The sequence below is a fragment of the Mycobacterium basiliense genome (assembly GCF_900292015.1).
GTDB lineage: Bacteria > Actinomycetota > Actinomycetes > Mycobacteriales > Mycobacteriaceae > Mycobacterium > Mycobacterium basiliense.
On the sequence record NZ_LR130759.1, the window covers coordinates 4,683,445 to 4,706,980 of the forward strand.

The 23,536-nt window shown below is 63.0% G+C and carries 25 protein-coding genes and 1 pseudogene; 5 read left to right on the plus strand and 21 right to left on the minus strand.

What is annotated here, in order from left to right:
• Positions 1-3: 3 nt before the first annotated feature.
• The 6 genes and pseudogenes from MB901379_RS19725 to MB901379_RS19745 all read right to left on the minus strand — a co-directional run bounded on the left by MB901379_RS19725 (position 4) and on the right by MB901379_RS19745 (position 5,854).
• Positions 4-420, minus strand: a complete 417-nt coding sequence (locus MB901379_RS19725; protein ID WP_158018148.1) for a Zn-ribbon domain-containing OB-fold protein — start codon at positions 418-420, stop codon at positions 4-6.
• A gap of 278 nt (positions 421-698) precedes the next feature.
• A complete protein-coding gene (locus MB901379_RS24840; RefSeq protein ID WP_232021910.1) occupies positions 699-926 on the minus strand; it encodes a hypothetical protein in 228 nt (75 codons plus the stop codon).
• A 57-nt stretch (positions 927-983) separates the two neighbouring features.
• Complete coding sequence (locus MB901379_RS19730) at positions 984-1,967, minus strand: LLM class F420-dependent oxidoreductase (protein WP_158018149.1); 984 nt, start codon at positions 1,965-1,967, stop codon at positions 984-986.
• Positions 1,968-2,008: 41 nt separating this feature from the next.
• A pseudogene (locus tag MB901379_RS19735) lies at positions 2,009-2,168 on the minus strand (TetR/AcrR family transcriptional regulator); the annotation flags it as partial.
• 313 nt (positions 2,169-2,481) lie between these two features.
• The gene (locus MB901379_RS19740) at positions 2,482-4,626 is read right to left on the minus strand and encodes a 3-hydroxyacyl-CoA dehydrogenase NAD-binding domain-containing protein (RefSeq protein WP_158018150.1); all 2,145 of its coding nucleotides are present in this window, start codon (positions 4,624-4,626) and stop codon (positions 2,482-2,484) included.
• A 16-nt stretch (positions 4,627-4,642) separates the two neighbouring features.
• Positions 4,643-5,854: an acetyl-CoA C-acetyltransferase gene (locus MB901379_RS19745; protein ID WP_158018151.1), complete on the minus strand. Its 1,212-nt coding sequence runs from the start codon at positions 5,852-5,854 to the stop codon at positions 4,643-4,645.
• 451 nt (positions 5,855-6,305) lie between these two features.
• Between MB901379_RS19745 and MB901379_RS19750 the strand changes: the two genes are divergently transcribed.
• A complete protein-coding gene (locus tag MB901379_RS19750) occupies positions 6,306-7,508 on the plus strand; it encodes a pyridoxal phosphate-dependent aminotransferase (RefSeq protein WP_158018152.1) in 1,203 nt (400 codons plus the stop codon).
• Here MB901379_RS19750 and MB901379_RS19755 read toward each other — a convergent pair.
• Genes MB901379_RS19755 through MB901379_RS19770 form a run of 4 tightly spaced genes read right to left on the minus strand, consistent with a single transcriptional unit; the run spans position 7,489 to position 10,022 of the window.
• The gene (locus MB901379_RS19755; protein ID WP_158018153.1) at positions 7,489-7,929 is read right to left on the minus strand and encodes an SRPBCC family protein; all 441 of its coding nucleotides are present in this window, start codon (positions 7,927-7,929) and stop codon (positions 7,489-7,491) included. The genes MB901379_RS19750 and MB901379_RS19755 overlap by 20 nt on opposite strands.
• Positions 7,930-7,979: 50 nt before the next feature.
• Positions 7,980-8,435 (minus strand): SRPBCC family protein, encoded by a 456-nt coding sequence (locus tag MB901379_RS19760; RefSeq protein WP_158018154.1) that lies wholly within the window; start codon positions 8,433-8,435, stop codon positions 7,980-7,982.
• Positions 8,436-8,493: 58 nt separating this feature from the next.
• Complete coding sequence (locus tag MB901379_RS19765; RefSeq protein ID WP_158018155.1) at positions 8,494-9,573, minus strand: CaiB/BaiF CoA transferase family protein; 1,080 nt, start codon at positions 9,571-9,573, stop codon at positions 8,494-8,496.
• Positions 9,574-9,578: 5 nt separating this feature from the next.
• Complete coding sequence (locus MB901379_RS19770) at positions 9,579-10,022, minus strand: SRPBCC family protein (protein WP_158018156.1); 444 nt, start codon at positions 10,020-10,022, stop codon at positions 9,579-9,581.
• A gap of 62 nt (positions 10,023-10,084) precedes the next feature.
• On the opposite strand from MB901379_RS19770, the gene MB901379_RS19775 reads away from it, so the two are divergent.
• On the plus strand, positions 10,085-11,782 hold the full coding sequence (locus MB901379_RS19775; RefSeq protein ID WP_158018157.1) for an alpha-keto acid decarboxylase family protein: 1,698 nt from the start codon (positions 10,085-10,087) through the stop codon (positions 11,780-11,782).
• Between the two features lie 134 nt (positions 11,783-11,916).
• On the opposite strand, the gene MB901379_RS19780 is transcribed toward MB901379_RS19775, so the two are convergent.
• The 6 genes from MB901379_RS19780 to MB901379_RS19805 all read right to left on the minus strand — a co-directional run bounded on the left by MB901379_RS19780 (position 11,917) and on the right by MB901379_RS19805 (position 17,666).
• Positions 11,917-12,543 carry a fatty-acid--CoA ligase gene (locus MB901379_RS19780; RefSeq protein ID WP_158019324.1) on the minus strand — a complete coding sequence of 209 codons (627 nt, stop codon included), beginning with the start codon at positions 12,541-12,543 and terminating at the stop codon, positions 11,917-11,919.
• Between the two features lie 47 nt (positions 12,544-12,590).
• Entirely contained in the window at positions 12,591-13,139 is a 549-nt protein-coding gene (locus tag MB901379_RS19785; RefSeq protein WP_408632395.1) for a twin-arginine translocation pathway signal, read from the minus strand.
• A gap of 29 nt (positions 13,140-13,168) precedes the next feature.
• Positions 13,169-14,110, minus strand: a complete 942-nt coding sequence (locus MB901379_RS19790; RefSeq protein ID WP_158019325.1) for a hypothetical protein — start codon at positions 14,108-14,110, stop codon at positions 13,169-13,171.
• 410 nt (positions 14,111-14,520) lie between these two features.
• The gene (locus MB901379_RS19795) at positions 14,521-15,960 is read right to left on the minus strand and encodes a FadD3 family acyl-CoA ligase (RefSeq protein ID WP_158018159.1); all 1,440 of its coding nucleotides are present in this window, start codon (positions 15,958-15,960) and stop codon (positions 14,521-14,523) included.
• Positions 15,957-17,153: an amidohydrolase family protein gene (locus tag MB901379_RS19800; RefSeq protein ID WP_158018160.1), complete on the minus strand. Its 1,197-nt coding sequence runs from the start codon at positions 17,151-17,153 to the stop codon at positions 15,957-15,959. The genes MB901379_RS19795 and MB901379_RS19800 overlap by 4 nt, the downstream gene beginning before the upstream one ends.
• 90 nt (positions 17,154-17,243) lie before the next feature.
• Positions 17,244-17,666: a lipoprotein LpqH gene (locus tag MB901379_RS19805; protein ID WP_232021911.1), complete on the minus strand. Its 423-nt coding sequence runs from the start codon at positions 17,664-17,666 to the stop codon at positions 17,244-17,246.
• A 132-nt stretch (positions 17,667-17,798) separates the two neighbouring features.
• On the opposite strand from MB901379_RS19805, the gene MB901379_RS19810 reads away from it, so the two are divergent.
• Together MB901379_RS19810 and MB901379_RS19815 are read left to right on the plus strand one after the other, a co-directional pair.
• Complete coding sequence (locus tag MB901379_RS19810; protein ID WP_158018161.1) at positions 17,799-18,563, plus strand: enoyl-CoA hydratase/isomerase family protein; 765 nt, start codon at positions 17,799-17,801, stop codon at positions 18,561-18,563.
• A 38-nt stretch (positions 18,564-18,601) separates the two neighbouring features.
• On the plus strand, positions 18,602-18,997 hold the full coding sequence (locus MB901379_RS19815) for a hypothetical protein (RefSeq protein ID WP_174237118.1): 396 nt from the start codon (positions 18,602-18,604) through the stop codon (positions 18,995-18,997).
• A 2-nt stretch (positions 18,998-18,999) separates the two neighbouring features.
• On the opposite strand, the gene MB901379_RS19820 is transcribed toward MB901379_RS19815, so the two are convergent.
• Entirely contained in the window at positions 19,000-19,584 is a 585-nt protein-coding gene (locus MB901379_RS19820; RefSeq protein WP_158019327.1) for a TetR/AcrR family transcriptional regulator, read from the minus strand.
• 202 nt (positions 19,585-19,786) lie between these two features.
• Here MB901379_RS19820 and MB901379_RS19825 point away from each other — a divergent pair, with 202 nt between their 5' ends.
• Positions 19,787-21,061, plus strand: coding sequence for a cytochrome P450 (locus MB901379_RS19825; RefSeq protein WP_158018163.1), 1,275 nt, complete (start codon positions 19,787-19,789; stop codon positions 21,059-21,061).
• A 19-nt stretch (positions 21,062-21,080) separates the two neighbouring features.
• Here the strand turns inward: MB901379_RS19825 and MB901379_RS19830 are convergent, their stop codons facing one another.
• The 4 genes from MB901379_RS19830 to MB901379_RS19845 are packed head-to-tail and all read right to left on the minus strand — an operon-like array spanning position 21,081 to position 23,520.
• Entirely contained in the window at positions 21,081-21,374 is a 294-nt protein-coding gene (locus MB901379_RS19830) for a cytochrome C oxidase subunit IV family protein (RefSeq protein ID WP_158018164.1), read from the minus strand.
• Between the two features lie 3 nt (positions 21,375-21,377).
• Positions 21,378-21,956, minus strand: a complete 579-nt coding sequence (locus MB901379_RS19835) for a cytochrome c oxidase subunit 3 (RefSeq protein WP_408632306.1) — start codon at positions 21,954-21,956, stop codon at positions 21,378-21,380.
• The gene (locus tag MB901379_RS19840; protein ID WP_158018165.1) at positions 21,953-22,768 is read right to left on the minus strand and encodes a hypothetical protein; all 816 of its coding nucleotides are present in this window, start codon (positions 22,766-22,768) and stop codon (positions 21,953-21,955) included. Before MB901379_RS19840 ends, MB901379_RS19835 begins: the two co-directional genes overlap by 4 nt.
• Positions 22,765-23,520, minus strand: coding sequence for a hypothetical protein (locus MB901379_RS19845; protein WP_158018166.1), 756 nt, complete (start codon positions 23,518-23,520; stop codon positions 22,765-22,767). Before MB901379_RS19845 ends, MB901379_RS19840 begins: the two co-directional genes overlap by 4 nt.
• Positions 23,521-23,536: the final 16 nt, after the last annotated feature.

Genomic DNA, 23,536 nt, shown 5'->3' on the forward strand with positions numbered 1-23,536 from the left:
TCCTCACCCAACCGGCCGGAAGGCGAACGTCATGACCTGCGCCCCCTCCTCGTCCCTGGCCAGCGGCACCATGGTGAGTTCGACCTGTTGGCCGAACCGCAGCTTGGCCGGGTCGTTCTCGGTCAACCGCGCCTCGACGCGGATCACGTCCCCCAACTGGACCAAACCCACACCGAATGGCACGAAATCCTTCCCACCCGGACCGGCATAGGGAGGTCCCGGCGGGAATCCCTGGGTGGTCCATGCCACCAGGCTGCCGCGCCGAGGCAGCAACACCTCACCCATTTCCTCGCCGCTGCAGCGGGGACACCAGCGCTGTGCGGGGAAGGCGGTGGCCCCGCAATCTCTGCAACGGCTACCGATCAGTTGTGGATTGTCATCGGGCCACGTCGAAATATCCGGGGCCAGTACCTTCTGCATCGAGGAATCCTCCGTCCGGCGGGCGGGACGAAATAATGCTCCTCACCAAACGGTACAACAGCATTACGCACAATCGAAAATCATGTTCTCACCACGGGGCGGGCTACAGCGGAGTGGGCGGTGGATACCAAGCCCCGCAGAACGAACAGCTCAAAACCGCCCAGGAGTGTCACCAGTCCGACGTTGGCGGCGATCGGCATGCCAATCGCATTAACCAGCCCCGCTACCGGGGCACCGTTGACCGCTTGCGACACGCCGTCCAGGAATAGCTTGATATCCTAGGACGGCATCGAGATCAGCAGGGCTGTACCGATATTCACCGTCGGCCGCACCTTCGCCAAGGCATTGGTGACCCCGTTCGTGAAGTCGTCGGCAATATGGGTATTCGCCGCCCGCAGGGGATGAATTTTATGAACTCGACGAAAATGCCGACGCGGACCCCTATCAATCAGCGTGTTGATCCGTATCCGAATGGCCTTGAGTGAAATGGGGGCACGGCCCGGCACGCCTGCCTTGTCGATATACGTCAGTCTTCCGGCAAGGCCACCCCACGGTCGGGCAGGCTAGCTCAACGCGGGGATCACTTCGCGTTCGAATAGCTCGATGCCGGATCGGTCGTAGGCCGCCTCGGGGAAATAGCAGATCGCGTATTGGCACCCCAAGTCGCGAAGCGCGGACATCCGCTCGATCACCTGTTCTGACGTGCCGGTGGCCGAATCGGGAAGACCGCCGATCATTGAATCCGCCACCGCCTCGGGAACATAGCCAACCAGACGATCACGGACCCGCTGCAACCGATCCTTGACGTCGGTGTCCGACGCTCCGACGACGGCGGTGAAGTTGGCCGAACGAACGATGGCATCGAAGTCTGTGCCGAGCTTGCGGCAGTGCTGTGCCAGCACCTCGGATTTGTGCGCAAATGCGGTGGGTTCCGGCGTGAAGTTGGTGTACTGGGCATACTTGGCCGCAATGCGCAGCGTCACTTTCTCACCGCCTCCGGCGACCCATAGTGGAATTCCGTTGCCCTGCAATGGCTTCGGTGCCACGATTGCACCGTCGACCTGGTAGTGTTCGCCAGGAAAAGAGACTCTGCCGTCGCGCCAGGCTGCACGCATGATTTGCACGCCCTCGTCCAGCCGACCCAACCGCACCTTGGCCGTCGGAAACCCGTAACCATAAGCGCGCCACTCGTGTTCGTACCACCCACCGCCGATACCCATCTGAATTCGGCCGCCGGAGATGATGTCGGCGGTGGCCGCCACCTTGGCCAAGTAGACAGGATTGCGATAGCTCATTGCGGTGCACATCTGACCGAGCTTGATCCGCGATGTCGTCGCGGCGTATGCCGCCATCAACGACCACGCCTCATGCGTGGCTTCGTCGGTCGGCAGCGGGACGGTATGGAAATGGTCGTAGACCCACAGTGAATCCCACACGCCGCCGTCGGCGTGGATCGCCAAGTCGCGCATCACCGTCCAGTGCTTATCCGGCGCGATGCCGACGAGATCCATTCGCCAACCCTGTGGAATGAAGAGACCAAAGCGCATGGCTGGGACTCTAGTCCGGCCAACCCAAACTTGGGAGTGCGTCACACACCCAGTGCAGCGAGCGCAGCCGGCACCGACACCGTACGCAACTCGTCGTGGGGCGTGTCTGGAAACTGCAGAACAACAGTCCTACAAACCGCCGAACGCGACCACCGCGCGGGTCGATTCCGCCAGGGTGGGCTTCGGGCCCCAGACCAGCTTCCGCCGCTGGATGACGCGCGAACCGTGTTCAGGTTCCGCAGTCAGGAAGAACTCGACTATCACTACCGACATGTCGTGGGACAAGAGTTATTGCTGCGGCGCGCCGACTCTGCGACTCGATGCAGTTCACGGGCTACAGAGCGTCCGTAGTCGACTAGCCGACACATAACCTGCGGCGAAGACACGCCGGATACACCGGCCCTGACTTATATCTCGGCGCGGGGACACCGGCACGCCCTGACGTAAAAGCCCCCGTACGCTGACGCGTCGGGGGCTTTACGTTCGACAGGACTAACGCAGAACCAAAGCGGTACTACGTCAGCGAATCCGGCGGCAGGAACCGGTCACCGTACTGGGCGGCCAGCTCACGCGCACGGGCCACAAAGGCTTCCTTGCCGGTACCCAGCGGGCCGGAGTAGCCGACGATGAACTGCGCGCTACCACCGGTCCAGGGCGGGTAACCGATGCCCATGATCGAGCCGATGTTGGCATCGGCGGTCGACATCAGCACGTTCTCATCCAGGCACTTCTGGGTTTCCAGCGCCTCGGCGAACAACATCCGGTCGATCATGTCCTGCAGTGGGGGCTCCGAGCTGCCCGACTTGAATGTCTCCCGCAGGCCCGACCACAACCCGGACCGCTTGCCGTCGGGGTAGTCGTAGAAGCCCGCGCCCTTCAGCCGGCCGGACCGACCGAGCTCGATCATCTTCTCGACGACCGCCTCGGCCGGGTGCGCCTCGTAGGTGCCGCCGGCGTCCTCGACGCCCTTGCGGGTCGCGACGGCGATCTTGTGCATCAGCTCCAGGTTGAGCTCATCGGATAGCTGCAGCGGCGGGGCCGGGTAGCCGGCCTGGGAACCTGCCTGCTCAATCGAAGCCGGCTCCACTCCCTCGCCCAGCATCGCCAGCGCCTCGTTGACGAAGGTGCCGATGACCCGCGAGGTGAAGAAGCCGCGGCTGTCGTTGACCACGATCGGCGTCTTGCCGATGGCCAGCGTGTAATCGAACACCCGGGCCAGCGCCTCGTCAGAAGTCTTCTCGCCCTTGATGATCTCGACCAGCGGCATCTTGTCGACCGGCGAGAAGAAGTGGACCCCGATGAAGTCTTCCTGCCGCTTGACGCCGGTCGCCAGACCGGTGATCGGCAGCGTGGAGGTGTTCGACCCGAGCACCGCGTTGGGCTCAACGACGTCTTCGATTTCCTGGAACACCTTGTGCTTGAGCTCCTGGTTCTCGAAGACGGCCTCGACCACGAAGTCCACGCCCTTCAAATCAGCAGCGTCGGCGGTCGGGGTAATCCGGCCCAGCAGCGCCTTGGATTTCTCCTCGGTGGTGCGGCCTCGCTCGAGCGCCTTGGCTTCCAGCTTTTCGGAGTAACCCTTACCCTTTTGCGCGGCCTCGAGGCTGACGTCCTTGAGTACCACGTCGTAGCCAGCCTTGGCCGAGACGTAGGCAATGCCCGCGCCCATCATGCCGGCGCCCAGCACACCGATCTTGTTGATCGGGGTCTTGCCGATGCCGTCCGGTCGCGACTTGCCCGCGTTGATGGCTTGCAGGTCGAAGAAGAACGCCTGGATCATGTTCTTGGAGACCTGGCCGGTGACCAGCGAGGCGAAGTAGCGGCTCTCGATGCGGGTGGCGGTGTCGAAGTCCACCTGCGCACCCTCGACCGCGGCCGCCAGGATGGCCCGCGGCGCGGGCATCGGCGCACCCTTGAGCTGCTTGCGCAGGTTCGACGGGAACGACGGCAAGATGGCCGCCAACCCCGGCGACGACGGGGTACCGCCGGGCATCTTGTAGCCCTTCTTGTCCCACGGCTGCTCGTGCGCGTCCGGGTTGGCCTTGATCCACGCCTTGGCGGCGGGCACCAAATCGTCAGCACTGCTCACCAGTTCATCGACCAGCCCAATCTCCTTGGCCTTGGCCGGCTTGAACCGGTTGCCCTGGGCAAGGATGCTGACGAACGCGGTCTGGATACCGAACATCCGCACGGTGCGGGTTACGCCACCCCCACCGGGCAGCAGGCCGAGGGTCACTTCGGGCAGTCCGATCTGGCTGCCCTTCACATCGGCAGCGATGCGGTGATGACAGGCCAGCGCGATCTCGAGCCCACCGCCGAGCGCCGCCCCGTTGATGGCAGCGACCACCGGCTTGCCCAGTGTCTCGAGGGTGCGCAATTGCTTCTTGACGGTCTCGACGGTGTCGAAGACGTTTCCGGCGTCCTCCGGCGTCGCCTGCACCATGGTCTTGACGTCACCACCGGCGAAGAAGGTCTTCTTCGCGCTGGTGATCACCACGCCGGTGACCGAATCCCGCTCGGCGACAAGGCGATCGACGGCCTTACCCATCGACTCGATGTAGGCCTCATTCATGACGTTAGCCGACCCGGACGGGTCATCCATGGTCAGTGTGACGATGCCGTCGGCATCCTTGTCCCACTGAATAGTGTTTTCTGCCATCTGTTTTCGCAGCCTCTCAGACTCGCTCGATGATTGTCGCGACACCCATGCCGCCGCCGATACACAGCGTGACCAATGCCCGCCGAGCGTTACGGCGTTCCAGCTCGTCGACCATGGTGCCCAGGATCATCGCGCCGGTGGCACCCAGCGGGTGGCCCATCGCGATGGCTCCACCGTTGACGTTGAGCTTCTCATCGGGGATGTTCAGGTCCTTCTGGAACTTCAGCACCACCGACGCGAACGCCTCGTTGAGCTCGAACAGGTCGATGTCATCGACGGTCAACCCGGCACGGTCCAGCACCTTGCGGGCGGCCGGTGTCGGGCCGGTCAGCATGATGACTGGGTCGGCTCCGCTGGTAGCGGTGGCCACAATCCGGGCCCGGGGTGTCAGGCCTTGTGACTTGCCGGCGGCCTCTGAGCCGATCATCACCAGCGCGGCGCCGTCGACGATGCCGGAGCTGTTGCCGCCGGTGTGCACGTGGTTGATCTTCTCTACCCAGTGGTACTTCTGCAGTGCCACGTCGTCGAAGCCACCCAGCGCAGCCAAACCTTCGAAGGCCGGCTTCAACTTGCCCAGACCCTCCTTGGTGGTGTCGGGCCGCATGTGCTCGTCGTGGTCGAGGATCAGCAGTCCGTTTTGGTCCCGGACCGGCACCACAGACTTGGCAAAGTAGCCGCCCGACCACGCTTCTGCGGCCTTCTCCTGGCTGCGCAGAGCGTAGGCATCGACATCATCGCGGGAGAATCCCTCGATGGTGGCGATCAGGTCGGCACCGATGCCCTGCGGAACAAACATGACGTCGTAGTTCGTCGCGGGGTCCATGCCCATGGCACCGCCGTCGGCTCCCATCGGCACCCGGCTCATCGACTCGACACCGCCGGCCAGAACCAGGTCGTCCCAGCCAGAGCGCACCTTCTGTGCGGCGGTGTTCACGGCCTCGAGCCCCGAAGCGCAGAACCGGTTGAGCTGCACGCCCCCGGAAGTGACCGGCATGCCAGAAGCCAGCACCGCCGCGCGGGCAATGTCGCCCCCTTGATCGCCCACCGGCGAAACGCATCCCAGGATGACGTCGCTGATCAGATTCTCATCGAGGTCGGGGTTGCGTCTGCGCAGCTCGTCGATCAGGCCGACGACCAGGCTCAACGGCTTGACCTCGTTCAGGGAGCCGTTTTTTTGCTTACCACGGGGCGTGCGGATGGCCTCATAAATGAAGGCTTCTTCGGACATGTCTGTATTCCTGTTCGCAAAAATTGGGGTTCAGATTTGTCATCAAGACTAGGTCCAGTACAGGCACACTAACAGGGGCCTCGGCCAACCTGTTGGTTGGGCAGGTCTTCGTCGGTCGCATCGACCCAGCGAGCACCCACCATCCGGCTTGCCCGCATCCGCCGACGTGGTCCTCTCCGCCCGATACGAGCGGGGCCGCACACACCCCTGGTCACCTCGGCCACAGCCACTGCCGTGGCCGCGACGCCAGCTCACTATCCGGCTCTGCAGACCCGTAATGTGCCCTGCCATCGGCGTCGTGTCGCGCGAAGGCGGGCACAACGAACACCCCACCCGACAGGGGCCAGCGTGGCGAATGTGGCAACGCGGGCCCCGCGGCCCCGCGTCCCCGCGGACAAGCTCGCCGGCGGATACTTCGGGCATGCAGTCGGTCCAGCTAGGCTCGACCGCCATGACGGTGTCGCGGCTGCAGCCCTACGCGACGACGGTGTTCGCCGAGATGTCGGCCTTGGCCGCGCGTATTGGCGCGGTAAACCTCGGACAGGGCTTTCCGGACGAGGATGGACCGCCGGCCATGCTGAAGGCCGCGCAAGAAGCCATAGCCAGCGGCGTCAACCAGTATCCGCCGGGGATGGGCATCCCGGCGCTGCGGCACGCGATCGCCGGGCAGCGCCGGCGAAACTTTGGTATCGAGTACGACCCCGACACCGAAGTGCTCGTGACGGTCGGCGCCACCGAGGCCATCGCCGCGGCGGTGCTCGGCCTCGTCGAACCGGGCTCCGAGGTATTGCTGATCGAGCCGTTTTACGACTCCTACTCGCCGGTGGTGGCGATGGCCGGCGCGCACCGGGTGGCCGTGCCCATGGTGCCCGATGGCGACGGCTTCGCTCTGGACGCCGAGGCGCTGCGGCGCGCGTTGACCCCCCGGAGTCGTGCGCTGATCGTCAATTCGCCGCACAACCCAACCGGAGCCGTGTTGAGCAACTCGGAGCTGGCCGCCATCGCGGAGATCGCAGTCGCCGCAGACCTTCTGGTGATCACCGACGAGGTCTACGAGCATCTGGTGTTTGATGGCCACAGCCACCATCCACTGGCCGGATTCGACGGTATGGCCGAGCGCACGATCACCATCTCGAGCGCGGCCAAGATGTTCAACTGCACCGGCTGGAAAATCGGATGGGCTTGTGGCCCTTCTGAACTCATAGCCGGAATGCGTACGGCCAAGCAATATTTGAGCTATGTCGGCGGCGCACCGTTCCAGCCCGCGGTGGCGCTCGCCCTGGAGACCGAGGGCGCCTGGGTGGCAGCGTTGAGGAATTCGCTGCAGGCCAGACGAGATCGCCTCGCCACTGGGTTGACCAAAATTGGATTCGAGGTGCACGACAGCAACGGCACCTATTTCTTGTGCGCCGACCCCCGTCCGCTCGGCTATCACGACAGCACGGAGTTCTGCGCCGTACTACCGGAAGCGGCCGGGGTCGCCGCGATCCCGATGTCGGCATTCTGCGATTCGGCGGCAGACCATGAATCAAAACCCGCAAACTTGTGGAATCATTTGGTGCGGTTCACCTTTTGCAAAAGTGAAGAAACCCTCGACGAGGCGGTCAAGCGACTCGCTGTACTGCGGGATGGAGCTACTCCGCGGCACCCATGACTCGCTTCCGCAAACCTTCCAATGCCGCATGGAGGATCTTCTTGCGGGCACGTCTGATCCAGAATTCGGGCAGCGGTGCCGATGGTTCGACGGTGATGCTAAATCGCACCCGGGTCTTGTCTTCGCCCTCCCGGCGCAGGTTGTACTCGCCATGCTGACCGTGTTGCTGCGCTGTCTTTTTGGCATCCCACACCATCCAGTCCGGGCCCCAGTGATATTCGACCAGCTCCGTGTCGACGATGCCCGTCACTTTGACGGTGACCCGCACATGATGGGGTCGACCATCTGGATGGGTGTCGACGACCTCGACCCGCTTGTGCACCGAAGACCAGGACGGCACCGCGTCCATGTCGGCGAGCGCCTCCATAATCACCTCAGGAGGCGCATCAATCACGATCTCGCGCGACGCTTGTACGGCCACTGACACCAAGTTAGCAACGCGATCCCAATTGCGGGGCAGGGGAAACGGGCCTATGTCGTCTTGTCCGGGTCGCGGTCACCCGTCAGCAGCTCGCTCAGCCCCTTCGCCGCCGCATCCAGCACGTGCTCACTGGCGCGTTTGACGATGAAGCCGGGAATCGGGCCCGCCGGTTCGACGGTGATATCGAAACGTACCCGCGACTTGTCGAGACCTTCGGGCCGGACGGTGTACTCGATGTGCTGCCCACGCTGCTGGAAAGTCTTGTCGGCATCCCAGCACACCCAGTCCGGGCCCCAGTGATACTCCAGGATCTCTTTGTCGACGAGTCCCAGAATCTTCACGGTGGCCTTCACGTGATGGGGGCGACCGTCGGGGTAGTAGTCGATCACTTCCACCCGTTTGTGCAGGGGCGACCAGGATTCCAGGACACCAACATCTCCCAGCGCCTCCATGACCTTTTCCGGGGGCGCATCAATGATGAATTCCCGCGATGCTTTTACGGCCACCAACTTCAAGCTAGCAACGCTGCCACGTTCGCGGACCGGGTTCGGTGCAAATACGTGGTTACCAGTTGATTTCGTCAATCGGTGTGGTTTCGGCCGGCGGTTGGCGCACCGGAGCTGCCGGGGTTCGCGAGAAGCGGGGCGCGGGCGCGGCCTGCTCGACACCCGCGGCGGTGATCACCGTCGACCGCGCTCTCAAGTGATCGTTGGCCGCAGCTTCACTCCAGGTGAGCACCGGGCTCACACATGCGTCGGTGCCGGCGAAAACGTTGGTCCACTCGTCGCGGGTCCGACTGGCGAACCGTCGTGTGAAGGTCTCGCACATCTGTGGGTAGCCGGACACGTCCAGCTGGGCTGGCACCTCGCTGGCCGACAGGCCCAGCCCGGCCAGCAACGCCGCGAAGAATTGCGGCTCGATGGCGCCCACCGCCATGAACTTGCCGTCAGAGGTTTCATAGCAGCGGTAGAATGGCGCACCGCCATCGAGCAGGAACGATTCGCGTTCATCGCGCAGACTGCCGATGGCCTTCATGGTCCACATCATTTGGGCGAGCACGCTGACACCGTCGACCATCGCGGCGTCGATAATCTGACCCCGGCCGGACCGTTCGCGTTCGTACAGCGCCGCGACGATACCCAGCAGCACCAGCATCGACCCACCACCAAAGTCGGCAACCAGATTCAGCGGCGGCATCGGGGGCCGGTCTCGATGGCCCAGCGCCGACAACGCACCGGTCTGCGACAGGTAGTTGATGTCGTGGCCCGCGGTCGACGCGAGCGGACCGTCCTGCCCCCAGCCGGTGATTCGCGCAAAGATCAACCGCGGATTCACGGCCGCGCAGTCATCGGGCCCGATGCCGAGGCGCTCGCAGGTACCAGGGCGAAAGCAGTCCAGCAGCACATCGGCCTTGGCAGCCAGCTCTAACAACGCCCGAGGCTGCGCCTTGACGTCCAAGTCGACGATCCGCTTTCCGCGGTGCAGTAGATCGCTGTCCTCGGAGGGCATCTGCAGGCCGCCGGGGCGACGCACCCGTACCACGTCGGCACCCAGATCGGCGAGCACCATGCCGGCGTGCGGACCCGGTCCAATACCACCGAGCTCGATGACCCTAACCCCGGCCAGAGGCCCCCCACCGGGCAAGGTACCTAGTTACCCTTCTTCACTTTGAGTACCTGTTTACGCAGGTCATCGAGGCCCGACTCCACCGATCCCTTCACCGCCCGCTTCAGCACGAAGCCCGGCAGCGGTACCACCGGGTCGACGGTGAGCTCGAGTTTCACCCGGGTCTTGCCGCCCTCCGCCGTCAAGACGTAGCTCCCATCCTGGGAGCGTTGCTGACCAGAGCTGATGAGCTTCCAGCTCACCTTGTTGTCCCCCCAGCTGTAGGCCACCACTTGCTCGTCAGTGATACCGGCGGTCTTGACTTTCATCTTGACCTGGCTGGGCCGACCGTCCTCTCCGGTCTGCAGAATTTCGGCACTCTGGTGCGGCGGGGACCACTCGGGCATCGCTTCGAAATCGGCAATGACATCCATGATCTCCTGGGGGCTGGCTTCGATGACGATCTCACGGGATTCTTTGATTGCCATGGCCGCACCATAGCGAAGCGGCGGCCCCACCGGAATAGTTTCGACGGCGTAGCGTCGTCTCCGTGACCCCACTCGAAACTAGTGCCGCGAACGACGACGTCTACACCGTGGGCGACTACCTGCTTGACCGTCTCGCCGAACTCGGCGTCTCCGAGATCTTCGGCGTCCCCGGTGACTACAACCTGGAGTTTCTCGACCACATCGTCGCGCATCCGACCATTCGCTGGGTTGGCAGCGCCAACGAACTCAACGCCGGGTACGCCGCCGACGGCTACGGACGGTTGCGCGGAATGTCAGCAGTGGTAACGACATTCGGGGTCGGCGAGCTTTCCGCGACCAACGCAATCGCGGGAAGTTTCGCCGAACACGTGCCGGTTGTCCACATCGTCGGCGGCCCTTCCAAAGACGCTCAGGGCGCCCGGCGCGCGCTGCATCATTCACTCGGCGACGGAGACTTCGAGCACTTCTTCCGGATCAGCCGCGAAATAACCTGCGCCCAAGCCAATCTCATGCCCGCAACGGCATGCCGGGAAATTGATCGGGTGCTGTCGGAGGTGCGGGAGCAGAAGCGTCCCGGATACCTACTGCTGTCGACCGACGTGGCGCGGTTTCCCACCGAACCACCTGGGGCCCCGTTGCCCCCCTACACCGGCGGTACCAGCCCGCGTGCGCTGTCCTATTTCACCGAAGCCGCTACCGAACTGATCGCTGACCACCAGCTGACCGTACTGGCCGACCTGCTCGTCCATCGATTGCAGGTGATCAAGGAGCTGGAGGAATTGCTGGCCGCCGACGTCGTGCCGCATGCCACGTTGATGTGGGGAAAGAGTCTGCTTGACGAGAGTTCACCAAACTTTCTCGGGATTTATGCCGGGGCGGCCAGCGCCGACCGAGTACGCGCGGCGATCGAGCAGGCACCGGTGCTGCTCACAGCGGGTGTGGTGTTCACCGACATGGTCAGCGGATTCTTCAGCCAGCGGATCGACCCGAGTCGAACCATCGATGTCGGGCAATACCAAAGCAGCGTGGCCGACCAAGTGTTCGCGCCGTTGGAAATGGCCGCTGCACTTGAGGCGGTGACCGCGATCCTGCGACAACGCGGTATATGTTCACCGCCGGTCGCAACGCCACCGGCCGAGGCGGCACCACCGACGCCGTCGCGCGACGATCCGCTCACCCAACAGATGCTGTGGGACCGGCTCTGCGTAGCGCTCACACCGGGCAACGTGGTGCTGGCCGACCAGGGCACCTCGTTCTACGGCATGGCCGACCACCGGTTGCCGAAAGGCGTTACCTTTATTGGTCAACCCCTGTGGGGTTCAATTGGTTACACGCTTCCTGCAGCGGTCGGAGCAGCGGTGGCGCATCCCGACCGTAGGACCGTGTTGCTGATCGGCGACGGCGCAGCACAACTGACCGTGCAGGAACTCGGCACCTTCTCCCGGGAGGGCGTGTCTCCAGTCATCGTGGTGGTCAACAACGACGGCTACACCGTCGAACGCGCGATTCATGGCGAGTCGGCTCCCTACAACGACATCGTCAGCTGGAGCTGGGTCGATGTCCCCAACGCGCTGGGAGTGCGCGATCACCTGGCATTTCGGGCGCACACCTATGGTGAACTCGACGATGCATTCACCGCGGCCGCGAAACACAAGGACCGCATGGTGTTAGTCGAGGCGATGTTGCCGCGACTCGAAATCCCGCACCTGCTTGGCGAACTCGTTAAACCTCTGTCCCAGGACGGCAGTGTGCGTCGCTGAGAGACGCACACCGAGCGCGGTGTACGCCGATAGCACGAGCCGTCGGCACCCGCTCCGCAGGCCTGCGCGACATCCTTGGTCGGTGCGCGCGGCAACCCGGCGTCACCAGCCAGACAGTGGTCGCGACCAACTCACTACGGGTCGATCCGCATCATCTCGGAGAAGCGCCCCACGAACAGTGGCGGGTAGGCCCCCCGTCCCGTCCGACTCACCCATTGCGCCGCGGCGTCGGGATGATCGATCCACTCGCGGGCGCGCTCCTCGTCGGGAAATTCCTGCAGGATCAGAACCTCGTGGCTATCGTCGAAAGCCTGGAAAACCCAAGTTTTCCGAATACCGGCGGCGGTGAACCGATCCATCGCAAGGCCGACTTTCGCGGTTAGGGTTGGCACGTCGGCGACCGATGCGATGGCGGCCAGCACAACTCCCGGGGCCTGCGCAGCTCCCACCGTGGGTACGCCGACAAACCTGTCTACGATCTCACCGGCGAAGACCGCCGGAATGTCGTCGACGCCCACCGCGTCGAACCAGTCGAAGAAGACCCGCGAGCGCAGCAACTCAACGACCGGCTCCCGGCTGTGCACACCGATCATGACCAAGACGCGACCGTAGTCGTGCGTCGATGCGTAGACCAGAACGTGATGCGCACCGATGTCGGCCAGAGCCGACTTGTTGCGCTCCAACAACGGCCACACCCTGGTCGGATCGGGGACCCGGTAGTCCGACGCAATTACCATCGAGTGGATGTCATTGGTCATCATCGAGCTTCCCGTCACCCACCGACTTTCTAGACCGGATCTGGACCGATCTAGACTGGATCAAACGATGAGATAAGCCATTTTCCATTGGATTTCGTCAATTTCACCATGACGCTGCTGGAGGTCAGCGTCGGCTCGGGCCGGTCCGCGCTTTGCGTGCTTTGATTGACGAACAACAGGACCGCCGCCGAATCCGGTTGCAGTTCCGATACGGCGGCCCGCAACACCACCGCGCGGGTCTTTACCGATTTCTGCCTAGCAGCCGGCGCAACGATCTCCTGAGTGAATTGGTCGTAGTACGACAAGAACTCGCCTGTCAGATGCGATCTGGCGGAGGAGAAGTCGCGTTCAAGGGTATCCGGGGAGTACGACAGTATGGCGATGGTTCCGTCCATTGCCGCCGAGACTGCCGACTGCGCGGCCTGGGTATCGACGGCGCGGTCGGGACGGTAAGAGAATAAGTACAGCCAAGCCAACAACCCAAGAGGGGCCACCACGAGCACCGCCACCAGGGTGGCAACGACCTTGCCGGACACCAACTTTTTCGGCCAGCCGGCTTTCCGCTTGGGCGACTCAAGCTGGCCACTCTCGTCCGGCATCTCCGCCCGAACCGCGGATTCCTCTGCACTCACGGCACAAACTCGACTTTCGACATCTTAAGCTGATCGCCGTCGCGGGTGATGGTCACGATCAGTCGGTACTTGCGGGGATCCCTCTTGGCGCCCGCAGCGTTGGTCACTTCCGACGTCGAGGAAACCAACACCACCGCCGAATTGTCAGTCATCGAGTCCCAGTCGACCGCGACCGCTTGGACGGTCCCTTGCTCCACCACCTGCGCCTGTTCCACCACTTGGATGAAATCGTCCGAGGTCTTCAGCAGCTCATCTTTGAACGACCCGGTGGAGCTGTCGAGGATGCGTTGCATCCCCTGCTTGGCATTTTGGAAATCCAGCGACGTCAGAGTCACAACGCCCTGCCGCGCCGCCGCGGCAAACTCGGCCACGCGTTGACGTTGCCGGGCCGCATCGCGATGTTCGAGGACCATGTACACGCTGCCCGTCAGCGCGGCGAGGATGACGATCACGGCAACCACGGCGGCAACCGTGGACCGTTGGGGACGCCTACTCAACCAGCGTCGCCTTGGCCGCCCGTCCGGTTCGGCCTCAGACTCATCGACCTTGGGCACGAGGTCGATCTCGGCCACCTCGACTTCCACTCCTTGCGCCTGCTCGACCGCCTCGACAGGATGCTCGGACGATTCGGCGGAAGCATCGTCCCCAGTGCTCGGTTGGGCTTCAACGGGGCTGGCATCGGAGGCTTCAACGTTTGCGCCTGCCTCGGCGACTTCGGCCTGACGACGCAACTGAATAGCGCGGGCGCGGGCGCGGGCCGCGGCGGCCAGAGCTTCGGCTTCCGCGGCCTCGGCCTCGGCCTGCTCGGCCAACGCCCGCATGTCCGCAGCCGTGCTGGGAATGTCGTCCTCGTTCACCGGAACCGATCTCGAATCAGCAGCACCGTTTTCAATATCCGTGCTCACACTGCACCGGCCCGATAAGACGACTGCTCGTATGGCTCAATGCGGAACTCCTCTACCCCTGATCCGTCATCGGCATGTTCACTGCCATCTGCTACCGGCCGGCGACGATATCCCGGCACGAATCGAGCCTGGGCGCCGGCTTCGATGACGCGCGCGGGGTACGACGGACGTCGCTGTTGCGCAACCCTACTAGCACCACCCGATAAAGGGCGAGCACCAGCGCCGATGTCGCACTCGCGGCGAGCACCCGCAATCCTGGCGATCGGCCAGACGGACTTGCTGCCCATGTCGCGGCATCGACCCCTTGCTTCGATGATTCTTGGAGAGCCACATTGTCGCTGGTTGCTCAAATCGGCTGCTGCGTCAACGCTACACCAAACCGGAAATCAAATTTTTCTTGCGGAAATATTGTTCTCGTGTTGGACATACACTGGCGGCCTGTCTTAGCGGAGCAGGTCTTTGACCACTTTCCCGGCGGCGTTCAGTGGCAGCGTATCGACGAACTGCACCGAGCGAGGGACCTTGAATCCCGCCATCCGTTCCCGGCACCAGCCCACTAAATCCTCAGCGCTGACATCGCTTTTGCGACTTCTACGAACCACAAACGCCTTGCCCACCTGTCCCAGACGTGCGTCCGGAACGCCGATGACAGCCACCTGAGCGACCGCCTCGTGCCCGAGCAAGTAGCCCTCAATCTCGGCCGGATAGGCGTTGAATCCGCCGACGATGAACATGTCCTTCTTGCGGCCGACGACGCGCAGGCGACCCGCCTCGTCGAGGTTGCCGAGATCGCCGGTGTGCAGCCAGCCCTCGTCGTCGATCGCCTCGGCGGTCGCGACGGGATCGTCGAGATAGCCCTTCATCACGCTGTATCCGCGCACCAAGATCTCACCGTCGCCGGCGATCGCCACCTCGATCCCGTCGCAGGCCACACCCGCGGTGGTAGCGATGGCCTCGAAAGAATCGTCTGGCTTGGACAGCGTCACGGTTCCGGCCTCCGTCAGGCCATAACCGGTCACGATGGTTTGAAAAGGCAGCTCCGTGCGGACCCGCCGGATGAGCTCCACCGGTATATCCGTGGCGCCGGTCACGCCCGCCCGCAGCGACGACAAATCCCGCTCACCTTGAGCAGACAACAACGAATGGTACAGCGTCGGAGGTCCTGGAAGCATCGTAATTCGCTCGCGCTCAATCAATTCCAGCACCTTGTCGATGTCGAAAACGCGCACCGGAACGATGGTGGCGCCCCTGATCAGCGACGCGATGCAACCCGCCTTGTAACCAAAGATATGGAAAAACGGGTTGACGATCAGATAGCGATCACCAGTGCGCAGGTCGGCGCGATCACACCACTGCGCGCAGTGCCGCAACGTTTGCGCATGATCCATCATCACGCCCTTGGGCCGCCCGGTGGTGCCCGACGTGTAGACGATGTCAGCGATATCTGATCCGCTCACCGCGTTTTCGAATGGCGAACCACCTTCGAGAAACCCGGACTGCAGATCGATCGCTGGAATTCCCCCCGGAACAGTGAAATCCAGCCCCAGGAAGCCTTTTTCGAACAGCACAGCCCTGACACCGCTGCGACGGATGATGTCGGTCGCCTCGTCTACCTTGAAGCGTGTGTTGACCGGGACCAACACCCCGCCGGCGGTCAGCAGCCCGAACGCCGCAATGATCCACTGCGCCGAATTGGGCGCCCAGATGGCGGCCCGCTCCCCCTTTTCGATGCCCAACGCCGCGAACGCACCCGCGGCGCGGCGCACGCGGTCGGTCAGCTCGGTGAAGGTGATCCGCAGCGACCCGTCGACGATAGCCTCCGCATCGCCGAAACGCTCACTCGCGCTCAAGACCATCTCGGGGATGGTCCGCCATTGGTTCACACCGACATCAGCCGAGCGAGGTTGCCTCCCATGATCTTCGCCTGGTCGTCGACGGCGAGATCTTGCAGCGCGTCGGCGTAGTGGCGCGGTTGCGCGAGTCCCTCGGGGTGCGGGTAGTCGGAGCCGTACAGCACCCGATCCGCACCGATCAACTCGATGAGATCACCGATTCCGTCCTCGTAGAAGGGGCTGATGTGGATGCGGTTTTTGATCTCTTCGACGGGGTCGCCGCCAGGGAAGCTTTCCGGCGTTTTCTTGTAGACGTCCGCCAACTGGTCCAGCAGCGGGAACAGCCATTTGGAGCCGGCCTCGATGACCGCAACCTTGAGCTGCGGCACCCGATACAACGCGCCGTGAATCACCCAGGATGCCACGGCATCCTGCACCGGGCGCCACTCGTTGAGCATGGAAAATGCATTGGTTTGGAAGGGCAACATCTCCCTGTCGCCGCCGTCCCACTCGGCGGTGTATCGGGCGTACCCGCTGTCCGAGGAATGCATGGCAACCAATACGTCATGCTCGACACAGCGTTGCCAGAATGGGTCGAATTCCGGCAGGGCAAACGATCGCGGACCGCGATACCCGGGCACCGGAGCCGGGCGCACCAATATCGCGCGCGCACCTCGCTCGACCACCCAATCCAGTTCCTCGATGGCCTTCTCGACAATCGGCAGGCTGACCACCGGCACTGTAAAGATCCGGTCCTGGTAGCGGAAGCCCCATTCCTCGTGCAGCCATTCGTTGAGCGCGTGTACCACGATGTGAATGAGCAACGGATCGTCGCGCATCCGCTCCTCGATCAGGCTGGCCAAGGTGGGGAACATCAACGACCGGTCGACGCCCAATTCGTTCATCAGCTCCAAGCGGGGACCGGGTTCGCGGAAGGCCGGAATCGACCGCATTGGTTCGCCGAAAATCTCTCGCCGGCTCTTGCCCTCGGGGTTGCCCACCCGGAAGTACTCCTCCATCGCGCCGGGCCTGGCGACCACCTCGAAGGTCGGGTTGGGGATGTAGTCGCTGATCTGACCGCGTATCGCGATCTTCGTCCGGCCGTTCACCTGGACGTACTGGATCACGCCCCGGTATTTCCTGGGCAGGTACTTGGTCAGCGACTCCTCGGTCTCGTAGAGATGGTTGTCCGCATCAAACAACGGATACGACAACTCGCAACTCTTGGATACGTCGGCCGCCATGGAATCCTCCTTCGCGATTTAGGAGAATACTATTCTCAGCGGGCGACGGCCGCAACGGGCCCCGGTAGGCAGTGCACGCCAGATGCGCGATCAGCAGTTTGCGCTGATCTTGAACGAGGCGGTTGTCGGTTCGGAGGGTTTGTCGGTGTTGAACCCGTTGGCGGTCCCGCTGATGGTGACCTTGTCACCACTAAAGCTGGTGTTCGCGTCGCCGCCATCGGTTTGTGAGTACAGTCCGGTGAAGCCGCCCAGGTTGGTGATGCGAACGGACTTCGTAACCATTGGCCGGACCCCTTGATCGATGAGGATCCTGGCCCCGGAGGCTTCGTCGCCGATCTGGATCGTTCGGTACCACTCGATCTGGTCGCACCGCACCACCTGCGGGCGCACGTCGTTGCCGTTGACGGTCATCGATGCGGTGCTGGCCAGTTGCGAATCCGAGGGTGTACCGCACGCTGTCAGACCGGCCGCCGCCAGCCCCGCCACCGCCATCGCCGCGATTTGGTTCCGCACGTGACCACCTTGCTTCCGCCCAACGGCAACTTCTGGACCTGCAGCGATGATGTTATTCTCCCTCAAAGAGAATGCCAATATCGGATAGCCCTGACCAGACTCGCGCTGGACTCGTCCAGGAGCATTGACCACATGGTGGAATTGGAGTACGACGAGATCGATAGGGCGCTGGCAGTATTGACCATCGATCGCCCGCACGCGCGCAATGCCATTGCGCTAGACACCATGGATCAGCTGCAGAGCGCGCTCGATGCGGCGGTGGGCGCGCAGGCCCTGGTGATCAGGGGCGCCGGCGATCGGGCCTTCGTGTCCGGGGGCGACCTCAGGGAACTGAGCGCGTTGCGAACACACGAGGATGCCTCGGCGATGGCCAAACGCATGCGGTCCATCTGCGATCAACTGGCCGCCTTTCCGGCCCCTGTGATCGCCGTGCTCAACGGCCACGCCTTCGGCGGCGGCGCCGAGGTGGCCGTCACCGCCGACATCCGGGTGGCCGCCGACGACATCAAGATCGCCTTCAATCAGGTCCAGCTGGAGATCATGCCGGCCTGGGGCGGCGCCGAGCGGTTGGCCACCCTGGTCGGAAAGAGCAAGGCACTGCTGTTGGCGGGCACCGGCATCGCGCTCGACGCCGCCGAGGCGGAGCGAATTGGCTTGGTGGATCTAGTGTTACCCCGCTCTTCCTTCGACTCGCCAGATGCCGGCTGGCGATCGATCGCCAGATTGCTGGCTCGCCGTCCGGCAACCGAGATAAAGCGAGTAATCAGCGGAGTGTCACCCGATGAAGCGATAGCATCATTTGCACGGCTGTGGGTTGCGGATGCACACTGGCAGGCCGCAGAGCGGGTAATAAGCCGCACCCCCAGGCCGCGCCCGGCAGCCGGAGGAGCGACATGAGAAGCACTACCGACAGCCGGCTTGGTGTCAGCTCAGCGATGCTGGCAGCTGTCGCGGCCCTATCTGGCGCGTTAGTACAGGTGCCACGCGCAAGCGCGGACGATCCGCCCATGCATCAGGTCACCTATACCGTCTCGACGAAAAGTCCCATCTACGCCGACATCTATTATGGGGACCAGGATCCCGCCGTCTTCTCCGACTACAGCCATAACAACTATTCGTTTACTCCCAATATCCAGGCCGATATTGCCCCGGGTAAGCCGTGGACGATGCAGGTCATGCTGGCCAACCCCGGTCAATGGGCGGTGGTCACCGCCACCACCGGCAGGCAACCGGGCACCCCGCAGTTTCACTGCGAACTCGCCGTGGACGGGGTGGTCAAAGTCTCCAAGGACGGGCCTCGGGGCGTGCTCTGCTCGCTGCGAACCTGGTGAACCTACGGCTCGCCTTCCAGGCGGCGCAGGTACCCCTCCACCAACTCGGTGGTCTCGGCGTGACCGCCGGACATTCCGAGTGCCTTTTCCAACACCAGAAAACGCGACAAACTGGTCATGAGCACGGTCCACACCACCGGCGGCACATCATGGCTGTCCGCGCCGTAGCGCTGCAGCGCGATTGTGATGGCCCGTCGCTGTTCATCACGGAAACGCTCCGCGTAGTGGGCGATTTCGGCCCGCAACGCCTTGCGGTGGTTGGCCAGGGCCATAAATTCCATGGAAATTCGGGCGAACGCCGGATCGCTGCCGAATTTCCACAGCGCCCACAACGGCTGAGCCGATTGCAACGCCTGCGCCTGCGCTTGCAGACCTTCTTCGGCGCGGCGGCGGAAAAGCTCCAGGAACAGCTCCTCCATGTTGCGGAAGTAGTAATGCACCAGCTGCGGTTTGAGTCCCGCCTTGCTCGCGAGACGACGCGACGTCACTGCCGCGTAGCCCTCTTCGATCATCAGTTGCTCGGCCGTATCGAGCAGCAAACCGCGATTCTTCGCGTCTGGCGCCCCTATCCGACGAGCCGATGTCATACCGCTACTCCAGACTCTCCACGCATCCGCACGGGTCGCCACGATCGTATCGCCGCGCGGGATGTTGACCATGACATGAGTACCGTGCTAAGCAGGTGCTCAGCACGGCGGACATCGGACTTGGCCGGCGGCGCCAGCTCTCGCCGCCGATGCACCATTCGGCCAGGTCGGCACAGGTCCGGCAACGGGAGGCATGCACCAGATGAGCACCTACGAATCGATCGACTTCTTCACCGACCCATCGCTGATCCCGGATCCGCATCCCTATTTCGATTACCTGCGTAGCCAGAGTCCGGTGCTGCGGCTACCGCATCACGGCGTGGTCGCGGTCACGGGCTACGAGGAGGCGACAGCGGTATACAAAGACACCGATTCCTTTTCAAACTGTGTCGCGCTCGGTGGCCCCTTCCCTCCCCTGCCCTTCGCTCCCGACAGTGACGACGTCAACGCCCAGATCGACGCGCATCGCGAACAATTTCCGATGTACGAGCACATGGTCACCATGGACCCACCCGAGCACAGTCGCGCGCGATCGATCTTGAGCCGGCTGCTGACACCCAGCCGGCTCAAACAGAACGAGGAGTTCATGTGGCGGCTGGCCGACCGCCAGCTCGACGAATTTCTCAGCGCCGGCGAATGCGAGTTCATCAGCGAATACGCCAAGCCCTTCGCGACCCTGGTAATCGCCGACCTCCTCGGCGTCCCCGAGGACGACCGCAAGGACTTTCGCGTTGTGCTCGGAGCCGACCGCATGGGTCGGGTTGGTGCGCTGAACCATGAATCGGTGGGGGTCAACCCACTGCAGTGGCTCGATGACAAGTTCAGTGCCTACATCGAGGACCGACGACGTCGGCCGCGCAACGACGTCTTGACAGCACTGGCCACAGCGAAATACCCGGACGGCTCGACGCCGGAGGTCATCGAGGTCGTCCGCTCGGCCACCTTCTTGTTCGCCGCCGGTCAGGAAACCACCGCCAAGCTGCTGACCGCCGCCATGCGGGTGCTTGGCGACCGCCCCGATATCCAGCAAAAGCTGCGCGAAAACCGCAGCCTCATACCGAACTTTATCGAGGAATCACTGCGGATGGACAGTCCGGTCAAGAGCGACTCTCGGCTGACCCGCAAGCGGACCACGGTGGGCGGTCTCAAGATACCGGCCGGAACCGTCGTGATGGTGTTGCCCGGCGCCGCCAACCGCGATCCACGCCGCTTCGAAAACCCTCACGAGTTTCGCCTCGACCGACCAAATGTGCGCGAGCACATGGCTTTCGCCCGCGGAGTGCACTCCTGTCCAGGCGGTCCGCTGGCCCGGGTAGAGGGTCGGGTGTCACTGCAGCGAATTCTGGACCGGATGCTCGACATCGCGATCAATGAGCACCGACACGGACCGGCCGACGACCGCTGCTACACCTACGAGCCGACGTACATTCTGCTCGGACTGACCGACCTGCACATCACGTTCACACCTACCGGGTAGCCGTGTCGGAGGTGAGCCGCTAGCGCATCATCAGTCCGGTGAAGTAGCAGCCGAACAGGCTCACCACGATGAGCACCACCCAGGTATCCGTCAGCCGTCGCAGTAGGGCAGGAGCCTGCCGGACTTCCATGAACTCGCGAAAGATAATGCGCACCTTGATGGCTGCGATCACGATCACCGCCGAGGTGACAGCGGTACTCGACCGAGGCGAGCCAATCTCATCCCCGCTGGGGTGATCTACCCAGAGATAGGCCAGCGTGCACGAGGCCAACACCAGCCAGACGACCAGGAGCCTCACATTGAACTTGATCATTGATCACCTCACCACATAGAGCAGCGCGAAGATGAGCACCCAAAGGTAGTCGACGGTGTGCCAGTAGGTAGCGCAGGTTTCGACAAGCTCCTGGGATCTGAGCGCCGGGCGTGCGAGCTGATAGACCAGGACACCGAGTACTACGAAGCCAATCAGCAAGTGCACGAAGTGGATTCCGGTGAGGAAGAAGTAGTAGGTGAAGAAGTCATCGCCGGAGAGGCTGTTGCCCCGCTGGATCTGCCGGACCCACTCCACCATCTTCGAGCCCAGGAACATCAGGCCCAAGAGCGCGGTAAGCAGCGCGTCTTTGAGCGCCGGGCGGTACGCACCGGCGCGGGCCGACTGAACGCATCGCGCCACCGACCACGAACTGAGCAGCAAAAGGAGGGTGTTGGCGACTCCGATACGCAGGTCCAATTCCACCTGAGAGCGCAGGAAGAGCTCCGGGCTCTGGGTCCGATAGAACAGGTAGAAGCCAAAATATCCAGTGAACACCAGTGTTTCGAACAGCACGAAGACCCACATGTCGGGTTGGCCGGGTACCAACCCGGCGGCCCTGCGCTCACGGGCGGCCCCGGTCACCGCACCGCCTCCCGGTGGGTTGCAGGCCGCGGTAGCGGCCCGGTGCCGAAGTCTTCACGCTGGATCATTTGGCGCAGCAGGACGATGAACACCGCCGTGTAGATCCCGAAGACAACCATGTCCAGCCACCACGCGATTTGACCGTTCCAGGCGAAGACCCCCCGCCGGAAGATCCATGCGGGTGACACGACGATCTCCGTCAATGCGTTGCACAGGTTGAGGTAGCCAAACCACTTGGGGAACACCTCGTTCTGGTCAATGAGAATCGCCAGCATCCACACCAGCGATCCGATCAGGAACACACCCATGGTCCCCACAAACGACAAGAAGGCGAAGTCGTAGATCCAGTGGATCACCTCGGGATCACGGTCCGGACGCATTGCCCCGACCGTCAGCGCGATGCACATCAGCAGCATGCCCGGGATAGCGCTAAGTGAATACAGGATGAGGTACGAGTACGCGATTGCGCGACTGATCGACATGCGGCGCATCGAATACGCGATGAGCGCGTTGCTCATCGTGGTCATGCCGGCGATGACGAACATGACGGCGAAGCCGACGAGGATCCCAAAGTGATTGTCGTTGAACCACTGCACGATCTTCGGCGCATCCCACTCGGGGCTGGGAGGGGGCTGGGTACGGGTCAGCACAAAAAACACCAGGACGAACAGGTTGTAAAACGCAACGAGCGTCCCCCAGGCCAACCAGAGTTCGCGCTTCGGGTTGCGCCGGCAGTGCCAAACCATCCGTCGGCGCAGCGAGCCGGTGGGCACATTCGCCGGCGATGTTGATGGGGTAGCCGTTGGCTTCACCCGGAGTCCTCGCCGCGCTCCCGATAAATAGCTTGTCCAACAACGACAGTCATGACGACGATCCACACCGCGATGGTGATGTTCTTCAGCCAGAACGACATTAACCCATCCCAGGCCACCGGGCCGCTTGATGCCAGCCCGACGAATGCCGCGGGCGTCAGCGCGGCCGCGACAACCAGGTTGAAATGGGCAACCCAGCTGTTGAAGACCGGATGCACCGGATCATCACAATAGATGGCCAGGGCCAAAATCACGCTCTGGGCGATGAGAAAGGGAACCACGGTGGTGAACGTGATCCACGCGAGATCGTTGAGCAGCAACGTTAATTCGGCATTTCGCTCTGGGCGGAAGGCGGCGAGCAGCCAGCAGACATTGGCGATGAGAAATAGGGTGGGACCGCCGGCCACGCAGCCGAGCATGCAGTAGCCAAAGATCGGCGTTCGATGAGCCATCCGGCGGATTTGCATCACGAGCAGGATCAGAATTGGGACCAGCCCCACGCAGAACCAGTTGAACAGAATCATGCTGTACCGAATGCTGGACTGGTTCTCTCGGTAGAACTCGGCCACTCGCTCGGCCGACATAGCGGGCGACATAGGCGGGGTAAAGCCGGGAAACAGCACAAAAGCGGAGATCCAGATCATCACCACCACCGGCAATGTCCACAACAGGATCAGCTCGCCATCGGTTCGTCGCCGCGCGATTCCCGCCCGCCGCGCACCGGTCGCCGGGCTGCCGCCAAGGTCGGACATCGGTGAACTCCTTCCG